The organism is Kribbella italica, from assembly GCF_014205135.1.
GTDB lineage: Bacteria > Actinomycetota > Actinomycetes > Propionibacteriales > Kribbellaceae > Kribbella > Kribbella italica.
In genome coordinates this window covers 6,873,630-6,889,347 of sequence record NZ_JACHMY010000001.1, presented here as the reverse complement: position 1 = coordinate 6,889,347, position 15,718 = coordinate 6,873,630, and the positions used below count along the sequence as shown (strand labels likewise).

At 69.4% G+C, this 15,718-nt stretch carries 16 protein-coding genes; 5 read left to right on the top strand and 11 right to left on the bottom strand.

Translation table 11 applies throughout. The annotated features are described in order from the left end of the window. Positions 1-11 precede the first annotated feature (11 nt). The gene (locus HDA39_RS32180) at positions 12-1,139 is read right to left on the bottom strand and encodes a trypsin-like serine protease (RefSeq protein ID WP_238357134.1); all 1,128 of its coding nucleotides are present in this window, start codon (positions 1,137-1,139) and stop codon (positions 12-14) included. Positions 1,140-1,579: 440 nt separating this feature from the next. Between HDA39_RS32180 and HDA39_RS32175 the strand changes: the two genes are divergently transcribed. Continuing rightward, on the top strand, positions 1,580-2,572 hold the full coding sequence (locus HDA39_RS32175; RefSeq protein WP_184801616.1) for a helix-turn-helix domain-containing protein: 993 nt from the start codon (positions 1,580-1,582) through the stop codon (positions 2,570-2,572). A 262-nt stretch (positions 2,573-2,834) separates the two neighbouring features. Here the strand turns inward: HDA39_RS32175 and HDA39_RS32170 are convergent, their stop codons facing one another. Together HDA39_RS32170 and HDA39_RS32165 are read right to left on the bottom strand one after the other, a co-directional pair. Further along, positions 2,835-3,938 carry an aspartate-semialdehyde dehydrogenase gene (locus HDA39_RS32170; protein WP_184801614.1) on the bottom strand — a complete coding sequence of 368 codons (1,104 nt, stop codon included), beginning with the start codon at positions 3,936-3,938 and terminating at the stop codon, positions 2,835-2,837. Continuing rightward, a complete protein-coding gene (locus HDA39_RS32165; protein WP_184801611.1) occupies positions 3,935-5,203 on the bottom strand; it encodes an aspartate kinase in 1,269 nt (422 codons plus the stop codon). The genes HDA39_RS32170 and HDA39_RS32165 overlap by 4 nt, the downstream gene beginning before the upstream one ends. 271 nt (positions 5,204-5,474) lie before the next feature. On the opposite strand from HDA39_RS32165, the gene HDA39_RS32160 reads away from it, so the two are divergent. The 3 genes from HDA39_RS32160 to HDA39_RS32150 are packed head-to-tail and all read left to right on the top strand — an operon-like array spanning position 5,475 to position 6,834. Continuing rightward, positions 5,475-5,882, top strand: a complete 408-nt coding sequence (locus tag HDA39_RS32160) for an ArsR/SmtB family transcription factor (RefSeq protein ID WP_184801609.1) — start codon at positions 5,475-5,477, stop codon at positions 5,880-5,882. Then, entirely contained in the window at positions 5,875-6,396 is a 522-nt protein-coding gene (locus HDA39_RS32155) for an SRPBCC domain-containing protein (RefSeq protein ID WP_184801607.1), read from the top strand. The genes HDA39_RS32160 and HDA39_RS32155 overlap by 8 nt, the downstream gene beginning before the upstream one ends. 33 nt (positions 6,397-6,429) lie before the next feature. Continuing rightward, positions 6,430-6,834: a MerR family transcriptional regulator gene (locus HDA39_RS32150; protein WP_184801605.1), complete on the top strand. Its 405-nt coding sequence runs from the start codon at positions 6,430-6,432 to the stop codon at positions 6,832-6,834. A gap of 300 nt (positions 6,835-7,134) precedes the next feature. On the opposite strand, the gene HDA39_RS32145 is transcribed toward HDA39_RS32150, so the two are convergent. After that, complete coding sequence (locus tag HDA39_RS32145) at positions 7,135-8,340, bottom strand: MFS transporter (protein WP_238356194.1); 1,206 nt, start codon at positions 8,338-8,340, stop codon at positions 7,135-7,137. 107 nt (positions 8,341-8,447) lie between these two features. Between HDA39_RS32145 and dinB the strand changes: the two genes are divergently transcribed. Beyond that, positions 8,448-9,644, top strand: coding sequence for a DNA polymerase IV (gene dinB / locus HDA39_RS32140; RefSeq protein ID WP_337925980.1), 1,197 nt, complete (start codon positions 8,448-8,450; stop codon positions 9,642-9,644). Here the strand turns inward: dinB and HDA39_RS32135 are convergent. From HDA39_RS32135 to HDA39_RS43905, 7 genes are all read right to left on the bottom strand, one after another. Then, positions 9,619-10,800, bottom strand: a complete 1,182-nt coding sequence (locus tag HDA39_RS32135; protein WP_184801599.1) for a Cmx/CmrA family chloramphenicol efflux MFS transporter — start codon at positions 10,798-10,800, stop codon at positions 9,619-9,621. The genes dinB and HDA39_RS32135 overlap by 26 nt on opposite strands. A 25-nt stretch (positions 10,801-10,825) precedes the next feature. Beyond that, positions 10,826-11,401 (bottom strand): TetR/AcrR family transcriptional regulator, encoded by a 576-nt coding sequence (locus HDA39_RS32130; protein WP_184801597.1) that lies wholly within the window; start codon positions 11,399-11,401, stop codon positions 10,826-10,828. A gap of 35 nt (positions 11,402-11,436) precedes the next feature. Further along, on the bottom strand, positions 11,437-12,087 hold the full coding sequence (locus HDA39_RS32125; RefSeq protein WP_184801595.1) for a hypothetical protein: 651 nt from the start codon (positions 12,085-12,087) through the stop codon (positions 11,437-11,439). A gap of 18 nt (positions 12,088-12,105) precedes the next feature. Then, a complete protein-coding gene (locus HDA39_RS32120; protein WP_184801593.1) occupies positions 12,106-13,593 on the bottom strand; it encodes a protein kinase domain-containing protein in 1,488 nt (495 codons plus the stop codon). A 266-nt stretch (positions 13,594-13,859) separates the two neighbouring features. Then, positions 13,860-14,504: a DUF5063 domain-containing protein gene (locus HDA39_RS32115; protein ID WP_184801591.1), complete on the bottom strand. Its 645-nt coding sequence runs from the start codon at positions 14,502-14,504 to the stop codon at positions 13,860-13,862. Beyond that, positions 14,497-15,096 (bottom strand): recombination mediator RecR, encoded by a 600-nt coding sequence (recR, locus tag HDA39_RS32110; RefSeq protein WP_184801589.1) that lies wholly within the window; start codon positions 15,094-15,096, stop codon positions 14,497-14,499. The genes HDA39_RS32115 and recR overlap by 8 nt, the downstream gene beginning before the upstream one ends. 1 nt (position 15,097) lies before the next feature. Further along, positions 15,098-15,601: a YbaB/EbfC family nucleoid-associated protein gene (locus HDA39_RS43905; RefSeq protein WP_202893182.1), complete on the bottom strand. Its 504-nt coding sequence runs from the start codon at positions 15,599-15,601 to the stop codon at positions 15,098-15,100. Positions 15,602-15,718: the final 117 nt, after the last annotated feature.

Here is a 15,718-nt window from a genome sequence, read left to right as displayed (position 1 = left end):
TGTCGGTGCTGCTACGAGCTGATCGACCAGGAGTTGATGTAGCCGACGTCCGCGCGGGCCACGTCCCGGACCTGGAGCTTCCAGGTACCGTTGCGGGTCTCGCTGCTGAGGGTGGCGGTGTACGTCTGGTTGATGTTGTCGGCCGAGTCGTTGCTGGAGTTCTTCAGCCGGTACGACGAACCGTCGGGCGAGATCAGGTCGATCACCAGATCACCGCGGTAGGTGTGCACGATGTTGACCGCGACCTGCGCCGACGTGGCGCTCCCGGTGCAGCCGGTCACGCTGACCGAGCTGGTGACGGCGGCGCCGGCGTCCGGGATGTTGATGTTGGCGTCGTTGGTGAACGGTCCGCACGTCGGGCTCGGTCCACCGCCGCCGAGCTGAGCGGCCGCGGCGGCGATGGCCGACGCGAACGTGCTCACCTGGGTGTAGACACCGGGCGCGCTCGGCCGAGCACAGCCGTCGCCGTGGCTGACGACGCCGACCTGGATCCACGCTCCTCCGTTGTCCCGGCGGAACATCGGGCCGCCGGAGTCACCCTGGCAGGTGTCGACGCCACCGGTGGCCATCTGTCCGGCGCACAACTCGGCCGGGAAGATCAGGTCGCTGTAGTAGTCGCCGGCATCCCGGCACGTCACGTCGTCGACGTACGGGACGTTCGCCTTCAGCAGGTACCGCTGCTGAGCGCCGCCCTCAGTGGCCGCACCCCAGCCGGCGACCGTGAAGGTGCCGGTGTCGTACGCCGTGGTGGTGGCGATCGGCAGCGTCGGTACGCCGGTGATCGGCGTCGCCAGCTTGATCAGCGCCCAGTCGCCACCGGTGCTGGTGCCGTAGGTGGGCGAGCGGTGGATGTACGTCGACTTCACCTTCGTGGCCGACGTGTCCTGCAGGTCGACCACACCGACGGTCGCGGTGATCGACGTGTTGTTGCCGGTGGAACCCACGCAGTGCGCGGCGGTCAGCACGAGCTGACTGGTGTACATCGCACCACCACATCCCATGGACAGCCTCACCATCCACGGAAACTCACCTTGCGCCGCGCGGGTTCCACCGACGACTCGGGGGCCGGGCTCACCTTGGGCGGAGGTGGGCGCGGCGCTCGCCGAGTGGGCGGGCACGATGACCAGGGCGGCGGTCATCGCGCACAAGACGGCGGATCGGAAAATCTTGGTCAGAAGCATGGGCGGTGCCTCCTCGAGAACTGCTGCGGTTTGCACAGTTTGTACACCCTCCGGCACAGCCGGTGATGGCACGGGAGTGCGAGGGCACCGATGCGCCGGGATCGAGACCCAACCGAAACGGGCGGTGCTGCCGCGGCCGCGAACTCAGGCCAGAATTGGAACAGCAGCCCGGCGGCGCTCAGGTGGTCCGTCGCCGGGCTGCTGGACCTCAATTCTCGCTCACAACTGCGCGGAAATGGTGGCCAGATGGTGACACGGCACAAGAATGCTGACAGGACAACAAATATCGCTCCGTGCAGTGGCCGGAACACGGACAGTACGATCCGGCTCTTGCGGATCGTTCTACCCTGGAGTGGCGGTAGCCCACGGTGACCGCGCTCGGGAGGGAGGGGACAGCCATGAGCTCGACCGACACGGAGCGTGCCGAGCACTTGCGCGTGCTCGGGCTCAACGACGACGAGATCCTGGTCTACCAGCACCTGCTCCGGGCCGGCCCCTCGTCGATCGGTGAGCTGGACGCGGCCGTCGCCGGCCGCGGGGTCGGCATCGACGACGTGCTCGGCGGGCTGGTTCAGGCCGGCCTGGCGCGGCGGTCGGGATCGGACCACGCGCGGTTCCTCCCGGTGCCTCCCGACGCCGGCCTCGAGGCACTGACCCTGCGCCGCGAGTCCGAGCTGAAGCAGGCGCGGATCGAGGTGCTGAACGCGTACGACGAGTTCCGCCGGACCGTGCACAACGAGTCGACCACGCACCTGATCGAGGTGGTCACCGGGACCGCGATCGTCGAGCGGATCAACCAGATCAAGGGCAGCGCGCAGCGCGAGATCCTGGCCATCGACTCCCCGCCGTACTACCTGGGCGCGGGGCCGAACCAGATGGAGATCGAGCAGCTCAACCGCGGCGTCGCCTACCGGGTGGTCTACTCGCCGGAGTCCGTCGAGGTGCCCGGGTACCTGACCGAGAACATCCTGCCCTGCGTCGAGGCCGGCGAGCAGGCGCGGGTGCTGCCCGACGTACCGGCGAAGCTGACGATCATCGACGGCTCGATCGCGTTCGTGTCGATGTCGGTGCGCGACACCGATGTGAACCGTTCCCTGCTGATCATCCGCCCGAGCAGCCTGCTGACCGCCCTGATCGGCATGTTCGAACTCTGCTGGCGCAACGCTCTCCCCTTGCATGCCTCGGTCGGCGCCGAGGACGACCGCCTCGAACCCATCGAACGCCGCCTCCTGGCCCTACTCGCCACGGGTGCCGCCGACGACACCATCGCCCGCACCCTCGGCATCAGCCGCCGCACGTTCTTCCGCTACCTGGAACGCCTGATGAACCGTACCGGCGCCAGCACCCGCTTCCAGCTGGCCCTCCACGCCGCCCGCGAGAACTGGCTGTAAACCACAGAGGAGGGGTGAGGGGTGAGGGGTGAGGGGTGAGGGGTGAGGGGTGAGGGGTGAGGGGTGAGGGGTGAGGGCCGACCGCCCCCGCCCTGGCGACTCCGTCGCCGGCTCCGATCAACCCCCTGCCACTTCTCGTACTTCCGGCCGCAGCGACCTCAACCCCAGCGACCTCTCCGGCCGCATTGCCGACAACCTCAGCCCGAACAAAAGCTGCCGGTGTCCCCACAGGGGGAGCACCGGCAGCTGGTAGTTCTTGGGGCTAGACCGCCTTCACGAATTCCTTGGCGACGACCTCGGCGATCTGCGCGGTGTTGAGCGCCGCGCCCTTCCGCAGGTTGTCTCCGCAGACGAACAGCTCCAGCGCCTGCGGGTCGTCCAGCGACTTGCGGATCCGGCCGACCCAGGTCGGGTCGGTGCCGACCACATCGGCCGGCGTCGGGAACTCACCCTCGGCCGGGTTGTCGAACAGGATCACGCCCGGCGCGTCCCGCAGTACTTCGCGGGCCTCGTCGACGTCGACCTCGCGCCCGAACCGCGCGTGCACCGACAGCGAATGCGTCGTGATCACCGGCACCCGGACACACGTCGCGGACACCTTCAGGTCCGGCAGGTTGAGGATCTTGCGCGACTCGTTGCGCACCTTGAGCTCCTCGGACGACCAGCCGTCCTCCTTGAGCGACCCCGCCCACGGCACCACGTTCATCACCAGCGGCGCCGGGAACGGCCCGAGCGCGTTGCCGATCACCCGGCGTACGTCGCCCGGCGTCGTCCCGAGCTCACGGTTCCCGGCGACCTTCATCAGCTGGTCGTACAGCGCGTCGATGCCTTCCTGACCAGCACCGGAAGCGGCCTGGTACGACGCGACGACCAGCTGCTCCAGCTCGTACCGGTGGTGCAGCGCGCCCATCGCCACGATCATCGACAGCGTCGTGCAGTTCGGGTTGGCGATGATGCCCTTCGGCCGGTTGCGCGCGGCCTCGGCGTTCACCTCGGGCACCACCAGCGGCACCTCGGTGTCCATCCGGAACGCACCCGAGTTGTCCACCACGACGGCACCCTTGGCGGCCGCGATCGGCGCCCAGTGCGCGGAGATCTCGTCCGGTACGTCGAACATCGCGACGTCGATCCCGTCGAAGGCGGCCTCGGAGATCGCGACCACCTCGACCTCCTCGCCGCGGACCTTGAGCCGTTTGCCCGCGGAACGCTCGGACGCGATCAGCCGGATCTCCCCCCAGACGTTCTCGCGGGTGGAGAGCAGCGTGAGCATGACCGTGCCCACGGCGCCGGTCGCGCCGACCACCGCCAGGGTGGGCAGGCCGGCCCGCTCGTCGATCGTGGAGTCCGCAGCGTTCACCGGGGTCACCGTCCTGTTCCTCCGTAGACGACAGCTTGGGTGTGCTCGTCGTCGAGGTCGAATGCGGTGTGCGCCGCGGTCACGGCGGCGTCCACCAGGTTCTCGTCCACCACCACGGAGATGCGGATCTCCGAGGTCGAGATCATCTCGATGTTCACGCCGGCGTCGGCCAGCGCGGAGAAGAACTTCGCCGAAACACCTGGGTGCGAGCGCATCCCGACGCCGATCACCGAGACCTTGCCGATCTGGTCGTCGTACAGCAGCTGCTCGTAGCCGACCTCGTCCTTCATCCGCGCCAGCGCGGACATCGCCCGCGAGCCGTCGGCGCGGGGCAGCGTGAAGGAGATGTCGGTCCGGTTGGTGGCGACCGCCGAGACGTTCTGCACGATCATGTCGATGTTGGTCTCGGCGTTGGCGACCGTCTCGAAGATCCGCGCGGCCTCGCCCGGCTTGTCGGGCACACCGACCACGGTGATCTTGGCCTCCCCACGGTCGTGGGCCACGCCGGAGATGATCGCCTGTTCCATGTTCTCAATATCCTTCGCATCGACGACCCAGGTGCCTTCCTTCTGGGAGAAGGAGGACCGCACGTGGACCTTGACGTTGTAGCGCCGCGCGTACTCGACGCAACGCAGGTGCAGGACCTTCGCACCGCAGGCAGCCATCTCGAGCATCTCCTCGTAGGAGATCATCGGGATCTGCTGCGCGGCCGGCACGATCCGCGGGTCCGCGGTGAAGATGCCGTCCACGTCGGTGTAGATCTCGCAGTAGTCCGCCTCGAGCGCGGCGGCCAGCGCCACCGCGGTCGTGTCGGAGGCGCCGCGGCCCATCGTGGTGATGTCCTTGGTGTCCTGCGCGACGCCCTGGAACCCGGCCACGATCGCGACGTGGCCCTCGGCCAGCGCGTCCTCGATCCGGCTCGGCGTGATGTCGATGATCCGGGCGTTGCCGTGCGCGGAGGTGGTGATCACACCGGCCTGCGAGCCGGTGAACGACCGTGCCTCGTAGCCCAGGTTCGCGATCGCCATCGCCAGCAGGGCGGCCGAGATCCGCTCACCCGAGGTGAGCAGCATGTCGAGCTCGCGCGGCGGCGGCAGTGGCGAGACCTGCTGGGCCAGGTCCATCAGTTCGTCGGTGGTGTCGCCCATGGCGGAGATGACCACCACCACGTCGTTCCCGGCCTTCTTCGTCGCGACGATCCGTTGGGCCACACGCTTGATGCAATCGGCGTCAGCGACCGACGAACCGCCGTACTTGTGCACGACGCGACCCACAGCTGTGTCTCCTCAAAGCTTGGTTCCCCAGCAGCTCACACTGGTTGCGGTACGCCGTGCGGTCGCTTCCTCGGGGCAGCACCAGGCGTGTTCGTTCGTCTCATTCTAGCCGTGACCTTCTCGTTGTCTCCTGCCTGACCATGACCTGGGCTACCCGTTCGGCGGCCGGCCGCGCGGCGCGCAGGAACACTGGCGGTGACTGCCCGGCGCCGAAGACCTTCCGGGCGGTGGACCACTTGTTTATATAAGTCATCACTGAAATACTGAGGGCATGCACGCCTTCGACATCCTCGGCGACCCGGTCCGGCGCCGGATCCTGGAACTGCTCGCCGACGGGCAGCTGCCGGCCGGCCAGATCGCGGCCACCATCGGCGGTGAGTTCGGCATCAGCCAGCCGGCCGTCTCCCAGCACCTGCGCGTGCTCCGCGACAACGGCTTCGCCACGGTCACCGTCGACGGCACCCGGCGTCTGTACGCCGTCGACACGGACCCGCTGCGCGAGATCGACGCCTGGCTCGATCGGTACCGCAAGTTCTGGACCAACCGGCTGGACGCGCTCGACACCGAGCTGCGTCGCGGTCGCCGCGCGGCGTCGTCGTCCTCTTCGTCTTCTTCGTCGCCGTCCACCCGATCGCCGTCCTCCCCGTCGGCATCGTCCTCGGAGGCTCCAGATGCCTGATCTCGAACAACTGCTGGGCACCACTCGAACGATCACCCGGTCGACAACCGGCACCTACTCCGTCGTCCTGCGACGGACGTACGCCGCCGACGTCCAGGACGTCTGGTCCGCGTGGACCACACCGTCCCGCCTTGGTCGCTGGCTCGGTCAAGTCACCGGCGATCGACAGGTCGGCGGCACTGTCCGCCTGACCATGTCCCCGCCGGACCAGGACGTCGCCGAACTCCACATCACCACCTGCACCGCCCCGACCACCCTGCAGGCCGACTGGACCTGGCCCGGCGAACCCGACTCCACCGTCGACCTCCACCTGGAACCCGCCGACGACACCACGATCCTCACCCTCACCCACTCCCAGGTGACCGAGAAGACAGCCGTCGAGTACGGCTACGGCTGGGAGGACTTCCTCAACCGCCTCACCAGCCTCCTCGCCGACCAGGACCCGGCGGAAGTCTCCTGGTCCGAAGCCCAGCAGAACCTGAAGCCGCTCTGGGAAGACCTCCTCAAAGCTTGACCTGAAGCGCGCTCCAGGTAACAAGCTGCCGGGATGATGCAGGAAGAACTGGCAGAAGCCGTCACCATCGGCGAGGCCTCACGACTCTCCGGCCTGCCAGTGGAGACCTTGCGGTACTACGACCGCGAGGGCCTCTTCGGCGACCTCCCCCGAGACACCGGCGGCCGCCGCCGCTTCACCCCCGACACTCTCGGCCTGCTCGACATCCTCCTACGCCTCCGCCGTACCGGCATGCCCGTCGAACAGGTCCGCGAGTTCGCCCAACACGTCCGAGCCGGCGACCACCTCCGCACCGAACGCCTCGCCCTCCTCCGAGCCCACCGCGAACGAGTAGCCATCGACCTGACCCAACTGGAGGCCGACCTAGAACTCATCGACTGGAAGATCACCGCCTACCAGTCCACCGAAGACGGCACCGACCCGCCCCCACGCGACTAACCCAGCAGACATCCCACCTCCCCGACCCCATGCGACTGACCCAGCAGCGGGCATCAGAACGACCTCCACAGCATCTGTCACGCGGACCCACCGCACGCCAGCACACCGACACCGGCCACGTCACCCAGAAGCCTCACCCGGCGATCCTCACCAGGGCACCACCGCCCTCGGCACCCACAGCATCCGTCTCGTGGATCCACCGCACACCAAGCACCACCCACACCCCGGCATCACCGCCGACCCCCGCATCACCGCCGACACGGCACCCCACCGATCCCCACTCCACCACCGCCCCCCGGCTCAGGCGACGGCGACCTCTTCGACTGTTGCGTCGTCGGACGGCCGGTGGGGTGGAATGTGCAGCAGGGACAGCGTCGCCAGCAGGGTCAGGACTGCGGCCATCAGCCACACGTAGCGGACGCCGAAGGCTTCGACGACCAGGCCCGCGAACGCCGAGCCGACGGCTCCGCCGATCATGGCGCCGCTGCCCATCCAGCCGAAGATCTCGGTGCGCACCGAGTCGGGCGTCATCGCTCCTAGACGCTCATACAACGCTCCGACCGTCGGCGCCAGGACGCAGCCCGACAGCAGCAGCGCGATCCCGAGCGACACCGGCGACCACGTCGCGAAGACGCACGCCAGCATGCCGACCGACACCAGCAGCGCCCGCCGCCAGACGAACGAGTTCCGCCGGCCCGGCAGCGCGCCGACGATCAACCCGCCGGCCAGGCTGCCGACCGCCCACACCGTCTCCAGCACACCGGCGATCAACCGGTTCCCGTGGTCGTCGGCGAACGCGACGATCCCCAGCGACACCGACGCGAACGCGGTGACGCAGAACGCGAACGCCAGGATCAGCGGCAGCCGGTGCCGATGCCAGAGCAGTTGCGGCGCCGTCAACCGGCGTACGGTCTCGTCGTGCCGCATCGCCGGCTGCTGCTGCACGCCGTACCACCAGACCGAGACCAGGGCGATCGCCGCGGCCGACAGCACACCGGCCCGCGGGTTCACGAAGCTGACCACCAGCGCGCCCAGCATCGGCCCGATCGCGAACAGCACCTCCTGCGCGGTCGCGTCCAGCGCGTAGACCGCGCGCAACCGCGGCCCCTGGACCAACCGCGGCCAGGCCGCCCGCAGCGTCGCGGTGATCGGCGACACGAACGCCCCCGCGAGCGCGGACACCACCGGCATCAACCGGTACCAGTCGTTGGGCAGCAGGGCCAGCACGAACATCGCCAGGCTCCACCCCATCCCGGTCCCGATGACGACCCACTTGCCACCCCGCCGGTCCGCCAGTCGCGACCAGATCGGCCCGCCCAGCGCCGTACCGACCGAGTAGGCGCCCGCGACCACGCCTGCCCAGCCGAAGCTCCCGGCCGCGTCCTTCGCCAGGAACGACATCGGCACCGCCGACGCCATCACCGGCAGCCGCGCCACCAAGGCCGAGGCCAGCAGCGACGCCACCCCACGAGTTCTCCAGAGTGCGCGGTACGCCGACAGGTCCATAGACCGCATTCTGTCCTGTCACATCAACCCCCCGCCTCAGGATTTCTCCCTACCCAGACCAATGAGCATCCCTAGCTCGCACGAACAGTATATGCGAACATGTGTTCGTGTCCCAAACCGGTGAGGCGACGATCCTGCACGCCGACCTCGACGCCTTCTACGCGTCGGTCGAGCAGCGGGACGACCCCCGTCTGCGCGGCCGCCCGGTGATCGTCGGCGCCGGCGTCGTGCTCGCCTGCAGCTACGAGGCCAAGGCCCTCGGCGTCCGGACGGCGATGAGCGGCGGCCAGGCGATGCGCCGCTGCCCGCAGGCGATCGTCGTCCAGCCGCGCATGTCGGCGTACTCCGAAGCCAGCAAGGCCGTCTTCAAGGTCTTCGAGGACACCACCCCGCTGGTCGAGGGCCTGTCGATCGACGAGGCGTTCCTGGATGTCGCCGGCCTGCGCAAGATCGCCGGTACGCCGGTCGAGATCGCCCGCCGGCTCCGCGCCGAGGTCCTCGCCAAGGTCGGCCTGCCGATCACCGTCGGCGTCGCCCGGACCAAGTTCCTCGCGAAGGTCGCGAGCGGCGTCGCCAAACCCGACGGCCTGCTGGAGGTGCCGCCCGACCAGGAGCTCGGGTTCCTGCACCCGCTCGCCGTCGAGCGCCTGTGGGGCGTCGGCGAAGTCACGGCGGAGAAGCTCCGCTCCCGCGGCCTCACGAAGGTCGGCGACGTCGCGATGCTGCCCGAGGCCGCGCTGATCGCGATGCTCGGCCGCGCCTCGGGCCGGCACCTGCACGCCCTCGCCCACAACCGCGACCCGCGCCCGATCGAGGTCGGCAAGCGCCGCCGCTCGATCGGCTCCCAGCGCGCGCTCGGCCGTTCGCCGAAGTCGCCCGAGACCCTGGACGCCGTGCTGGCCGGTCTCGTCGACCGGGTCACCCGCCGGATGCGATCGGCCGGGCGCTCCGGCCGGACCGTCACCCTACGGCTGCGCTTCGACGACTTCACCCGCGCGACCCGCTCGCACACGTTGCCCCAGGCAACTGATCACACGCGCACCCTGCTCGTCACCGCGCGCGCCCTGATGGCCGAGGCCACGCCGATGATCGAGAAGCAGGGCGTCACACTCGTCGGCATTGCGGTCGGCAACCTGGAGAACGAGTCGACAGTCCAGCTGGCCCTCCCGTTCGACAAGGCCAGCAACGACGAGCTGGACAGCGCGCTCGACCACGTCAAGGACAAGTTCGGCATCAACGCGATCACCCGCGGCATCCTGCTCGGCCGCGACCAGGGCCTCACCGTACCGATGCTGCCGGACTGACCTCATCCCGTACGGAGGCCTGCAGCCTCCCGGCGACCACCACCGTCCCCAGCGCGAGCACCGCGAACACCGCACCGATCCACCCCAGCACCGAGTACCCCGCGCCGGCGTCGAGCGCCAAGCCACCAACCCACGGCGCCACCGTGATCCCGACGTTGAAGGCCGAGATGTTCACCGCGGCCGCCAGCGTCGGAGCCTTCCCAGCCAGGCTGAACACCCGCGTGTTCACCGCCGGATTGGTCATGAACCCGGCCGCGCCCAGCAGCGTGATCGCGGCGACAGCGACGACGGGCTGCGAAGTCCACACCGCCAGCACGACCGACAGCACCACGACGGCGGAGAGCCCGGCGAAGAGTGTCCCGAACGGCCTCGCATCCGCCGTCCGCCCACCGATCGTGATCCCGCCCAGCGCGCCCACGCCGTACAGGGCGAGCACCGCCGGCACCCAGTCACTCGTCAGCCCGGTCACCTCGACCAGCAACGGCGCCAGGTAGCTGAAGATGACCAGCAACGCGCCGATCGACAACGCCGTCGTCCCGTAAGCCAGCCACAGCGGCGGATTGGCCATCGCCCGGATCTCGTCGCGGATCTTCGGAACGCTGCTCGCCGACCGACCGGCCGGTACCGTCGCCACGACCCCGGCCATGGCGATCGTCGACATCGCCGCGACTCCCCAGAACGCCGCGCGCCACCCGAGGTGCTGGCCGACCACCGTCCCCAGCGGCAGGCCGAGGATGGTTGCCACCGTCAACCCACCGACCAGGATGCTCATCGCCCGGCCGCGCCGATCGGACGGCACCAGCCCGATGACCGTGACCGCCGCGACCGCCCAGAACCCGGCGTACACGAACGCCCCGACGACCCGCGTGATCAGCAGTACTGCGTAGTTCGGCGTCAGCGCGCCGGCGACGTGGGCCAGCACGAAGACCGCGAGGAAGCTCAGCAACGCCGTACGCCGTGGCCAGTGCAATGTGACGACCGCGAGCACCGGCGCGCCCACCAGCATCCCGATCGCGAACGCCGAGATCAGCAACCCGGTGGTCGGAATCGAGACGCCGAGGTCGCTCGACAGCTCGGGCAGCAGCCCGGCGAGCATCAGCTCGGACGTTCCCTGCGCGAAGATCGCAAGGCCCAGCACGAAAATGGCAGGCGGCATCGACATGTCCCCTCAGAAAGTTCGGTCAGACCAGGGCGGTCAGCGCGGTCGCCGCGACCGCGGCCAGCACGGCCCGGTCGGTCCCGCCGCGCGCCAGCACCCGGATCCCGCAGATCGTCGCGACGACGAACTGCGCCAGGCTGCGGGCGTCCTTGTCCGCAGCGATGTCCCCGTCGCGCTGGCCGGCCTCGATCGCCGTCGTCAACGCGGTCAGGCGAAGCTCTTCGTCCACCCGCAACTGCTCGGCGACCGCAGCATCGTGTGGAGCGAGCTCGATCAGCGAGTTGACCACCAGACAGCCCGGCGGCTCGCCTTCCGGCGGGTCGACGGCACCGTCCAGCATCGTACGAAGCTTGGCCGCGACCGGAAGGTCACCACCCAGCAGCTTCAGCGTCGACCCGGTCTTGCGATCGATGTACCGCGCCAGCGAGCGCTCGAACAGCTCGTGCTTGCCGGCGAAGGTGTTGTAGATGCTGCTCCGCCCGAGCCCGGTCGCCTCACAGAGGTCCTGCGTCGAGGTGCCCTCGTAACCATTCGCCCAGAAAGCGCGCATCGCCGCGTCGGTCGCGGCGTCCTCGTCGAACGTCCTGGGTCGGGCCATGCGAACGAGAGTACCAGAGTTTTGGATCGATCAGTTCAGAACTCTCGCGGGTAGCCGATCTCGGCCAGATCCTCCTTGAGATCGGCCAGCCTGCGGTTCCGGTTGAGGATCGTCACGACGTACTCGCTGAGCGGCATCAGCGCGTACACGTGCCGGATCGCGTCCAGGTCGAGCGCGACCTCGTAGTACTCCTCGGCGAAGGTCAGGTAGGCCTCCGGCCCCTCGGCCAGCAGCCCGAAGAGCCGCTCGGCGCCGTCGTCGCCCTCGGGCTCGGCCGGTCCACAGACCCAGTTCCCGTCCGTACGCCAGAAGCACGCCGTCGCGTTCAGCACGCCGCCTTCGTCGTCCCGGAAGGCGGGCTCGTCCCGGGCCGCGTGCAGCGCGGGCGGGAGGCCGTCGACCAGTCCGGGCCAGAGCTCGCCGTTGTTCCCGTAGGGCGACATCGCCGACTCGTGCGCGAACCCGCGCGCGAAGACGCCGTCCGGCGAGAACACGATCGAGTACTCGTCACCCGACCCGTCGACCATCAGCGCGGCCTCCTCGGTCTCCGACCAGCGCGCGTCGAACGAGTAGTACCGGTACGCCGGGTCCTCGCAGACGATCAGGTCCAGGACGGCGAGCGCGCGGCTGGTCCGCCGTACGGTCGCGACATCGGGCAGCCGGGCGATCAGTTCGTGAACAGACACCCGGTCATTCAACCGGCTTCAGTGGTTCTCGTCGAACAGGCGGCCGGCGTACCAGGTGAGCGCGGAGCGCAGCTCTCCGATCTGGCGGAGCCGGCGCCGGCTGGTGGCGCCGTGCGCGACCGGGAAGACGCGGTGGCCGCCGTGGAAGCGGCGAGGCGACGCCGGCAGGTCGGCGGCGCGGGCCGGGTCGAGCCAGACCACGAGCCAGACGCGCCGGGAGTGGCCGACCAGGCGGATCCGGGAAACACCGGCCCAGGGGACGAATCCGGTGCGGCCGGCGCGCGTCGTCGTCAGGCCGTCGGCGTTCACGACCAGTCGGACTTTCCTGCCGAAGAGGAACGGCAGTCGCCAGGCGAGGAACCAGAGGCCGACCAGGCTGATCAGCCAGCAGACCAGGGCCTGTCCGCCGAAGCCCATCTCGGCGGAGTAGGAGGAGAACCAGCTGGTGGCGACGGTGAACACCAACAGCCAAAGGGACATCAGGATCGAGTAGGTCCGGCTGGTGGTGAAGCTGGGACCTACGGGGGCTGGGCGGATCGGTGCGGGCTTCGGCGGCGTGTTCGGCCCCTGCAGCACTTGCCGCGAACCTCCCTCGATCGGCAGACGTGCCGGGGCCGGCGGGTCCGCGAAGGTGCTGCTCTTGGGCATCTCGTCCACCCGCGTCGGCGCCGGCTTGGGCAGGTGCATCGTGCTTGCCATAGGCAACGGCACGGGATGCACCGGACTCAACGCCTTCAGTACGTCGCCCGGCGCGGGCCGCAGCTCCGGCCTGCGCTGCAAACACCCGCGGACCACCCCGGCGACATCGTCAGGCAGCGGCGGAACCCGCGGCTCCTCGTGCACAACCCGATGCATCAACGCGCTCAGCGGCCCACGACCGAACGGCCCCTGCCCGCTCGCCGCGAACACCAGCACCCCGCCGAGCGAGAACAGATCCGACGCCGGCCCGATCGCTCCGCCGGTGATCTGCTCGGGCGACAGGTAGCCCGGCGTACCGACCACGATCCCCGTGGCCGTCAGGTTCACGTCCTCGAGCGCCCGCGCGATGCCGAAGTCGATCACCCGCGGCCCGTTGTCGGTGAGCAGGATGTTCGACGGCTTGAGATCGCGGTGCACCACCCCGGCGCGATGAATCGCGACCAGCGCCTCGGCCAACCCCGCGGCGACGTACCGCAGACCGTCCGGCCGCAGCGGCCCTTGCCCGTCGACCGCTTGCTGCAAGGTCGGCCCCGGCAAGAACTCGGTCGCGAGCCACGGCCGCTCGGCGTCGGGATCCGCGTCGATGACGGCAGCCGTGAACGCCCCGCCGACCTTCCGGACCGCCTCGACCTCCCGGCCGAACCGCGCCCGGAACCCCGGGTCGTCGGCGAGCTCGGACCGCACCACTTTCAGAGCGACCAGCCGCCCACCGGGCGACCGGGCCAGGTGCACCGTGCCCATCGCACCGCTCCCCAGCCGCGACTGGATCACGAACGGACCGACCACCGCCGGCTCCTCGTGCTGCACGCGCGCCTCCTCGGCCTCACCGGCGGCTCACGCTATCCCAGGAACACCCCGGAGGGCTGTGCGCGCTCCCCGGAGCCTGTACGCCGAAGAAGGTGCTCGCCGACCTCGAGCACCCGGTCCTCGGGCCGTTCGCCTCACTCGTGACGACGACCGGCATGCTGCACGGCCCGGTGCTGCGCCACCTCACGCCACCGGGCGTGGACGTCCTGCCGGTCGTCGTACTGGTTCTGGTGACTGCGGTTGCTCGGCTGGCTCGCAGCTCGTGCTCAGCGGCGCTGGACGGCTTCCTCGGCGACCTCGACCAGTTCACGGTCGGACGCCTCGGTCTCCGGATCGTGCGCCGGCTCCAGCCGGTCGTGCGCGATCAGCGACTGGATCGCCCGCAGTACGGCGCTCGCCGCGGCGCCCCAGGTGGAGACGTAGGAGAACTGCCACCACCACAGCGCCTCGATGATCCGGCCGGACTGGTAGTGGGCGAGCCCGTGCACCAGGTCGGTCGCGATCGCGGTCAGGTCGTCGGAGAGCCGGTTGACGGTGATCTCCGGCGGCGCGGCGTACGGGTCGAAGACCTCGGCGTACTCGTCGAGTCCCTCGAACAGCACCGCGAGCCGGTCGCGCATCGCGTCCAGGTCCGGATCCGGACCGGCGTCGCTCTCGAAGCGCTCAGCCGGTACGAAGTCCTCGAACGCACCGAGCCGGCCACCGGCCAGCAGCAGCTGGCTGACCTCGAGCAACAGGTACGGCAGCGAGGCGAGACCCTCGTCGACACCGTCCTCGTCCGGCTGGCCTGCGATGTCGCGCACCGAGATCAGGAAGCTCTGCACCTGGTCCGCGATCTGCTCGGCGAACTCGGTCAGGTCCTCGTTGTCGGTGTCCAACGCGCGTTCCGCAATATCGGTTGATTCAGTCATCGATCGATCGTCGCCCTTCAAACGCCCGTCCGAGTGTGACCTCGTCGGCGTACTCGAGATCACCGCCTACAGGTAGTCCACTGGCCAAACGAGTCACACGCAACCCCATGGGCCTCAGTAACCGGCTCAGATACGTGGCGGTCGCCTCGCCTTCGAGGTTCGGGTCGGTGGCGAGAATGATCTCGGTCACCTCGCCGCTGGCCAGCCGTTGCATCAGTTCGCGGATCCGCAGCTCGTCCGGCCCGATCCCCTCGATCGGCGAGATCGCGCCGCCGAGCACGTGGTAGCGGCCGCGGAACTCACGGGTCCGCTCGATCGCGACCACGTCCTTGGCCTCCTCGACCACGCAGATCAGCGCGAGGTCTCGGCGCGTGTCACGGCAGATCCGGCACTGCGTCTCCTCGGAGACGTTGCCGCAGATCTCGCAGAACTTGACCTTCTCCTTGACCTGGATCAGCACGTGGGCCAGCCGGCGGACGTCGGTCTCGTCGGCGGCGAGCAGGTGGAACGCGATCCGCTGCGCGGACTTCGGACCGACGCCGGGGAGCCGGCCGAGCTCGTCGATGAGGTCCTGGACGGCCCCTTCGTACACGTCAGCCCGGGTTCTGACCGGGCTCGGAGCCCGGACGGGTGAACCCGAAGTTCGGACCCTGGCCGTTGCCCGGCAACTGGTTGCCGCGCTCGCTGCCCGGCAGTTCGTTGCCTGCCCGCTGGTCGCCTGGCCGCTGGTCGCCAGGGACTTGGTCGCCGGGGAGTTGGTCGTCGCCCGGCACGGTCTCCGGAGCGCCGCCACCGAACCCGGGCAGACCTCCGCCCAGACCACCGGCGAGCGGCCCCATCGCGCGGGCCGCCACCTCCTTGGCATTCTCCGAGGCGTCCCGTACGGCGGCCACGATCAGGTCGGCCAGCGTCTCGGTGTCGTCCGGATCCACCGCCTGCGGGTTGATCGTCAGGCTGAGCAGCTCACCCGTTCCGGACACCATCGCGGTCACCAGACCACCACCCGCGGTGCCCTCGACCTCCTGGTTCTCCAGGTTGGCCTGAGCCTCCATCAGCTGGCTCTGCATCGCCTGTGCCTGTGCGAGCAGCTCGGACATGTCAAAGCCCCCGCCCTGCCCACCGCCACCGTCGAACACGCGATCTCCCGTCGGACTCTTCCGCTTGCCCCTGAGCCTAGCCGGTCGTTCCGACAACCCCAGCCCCGGTCAGTGACC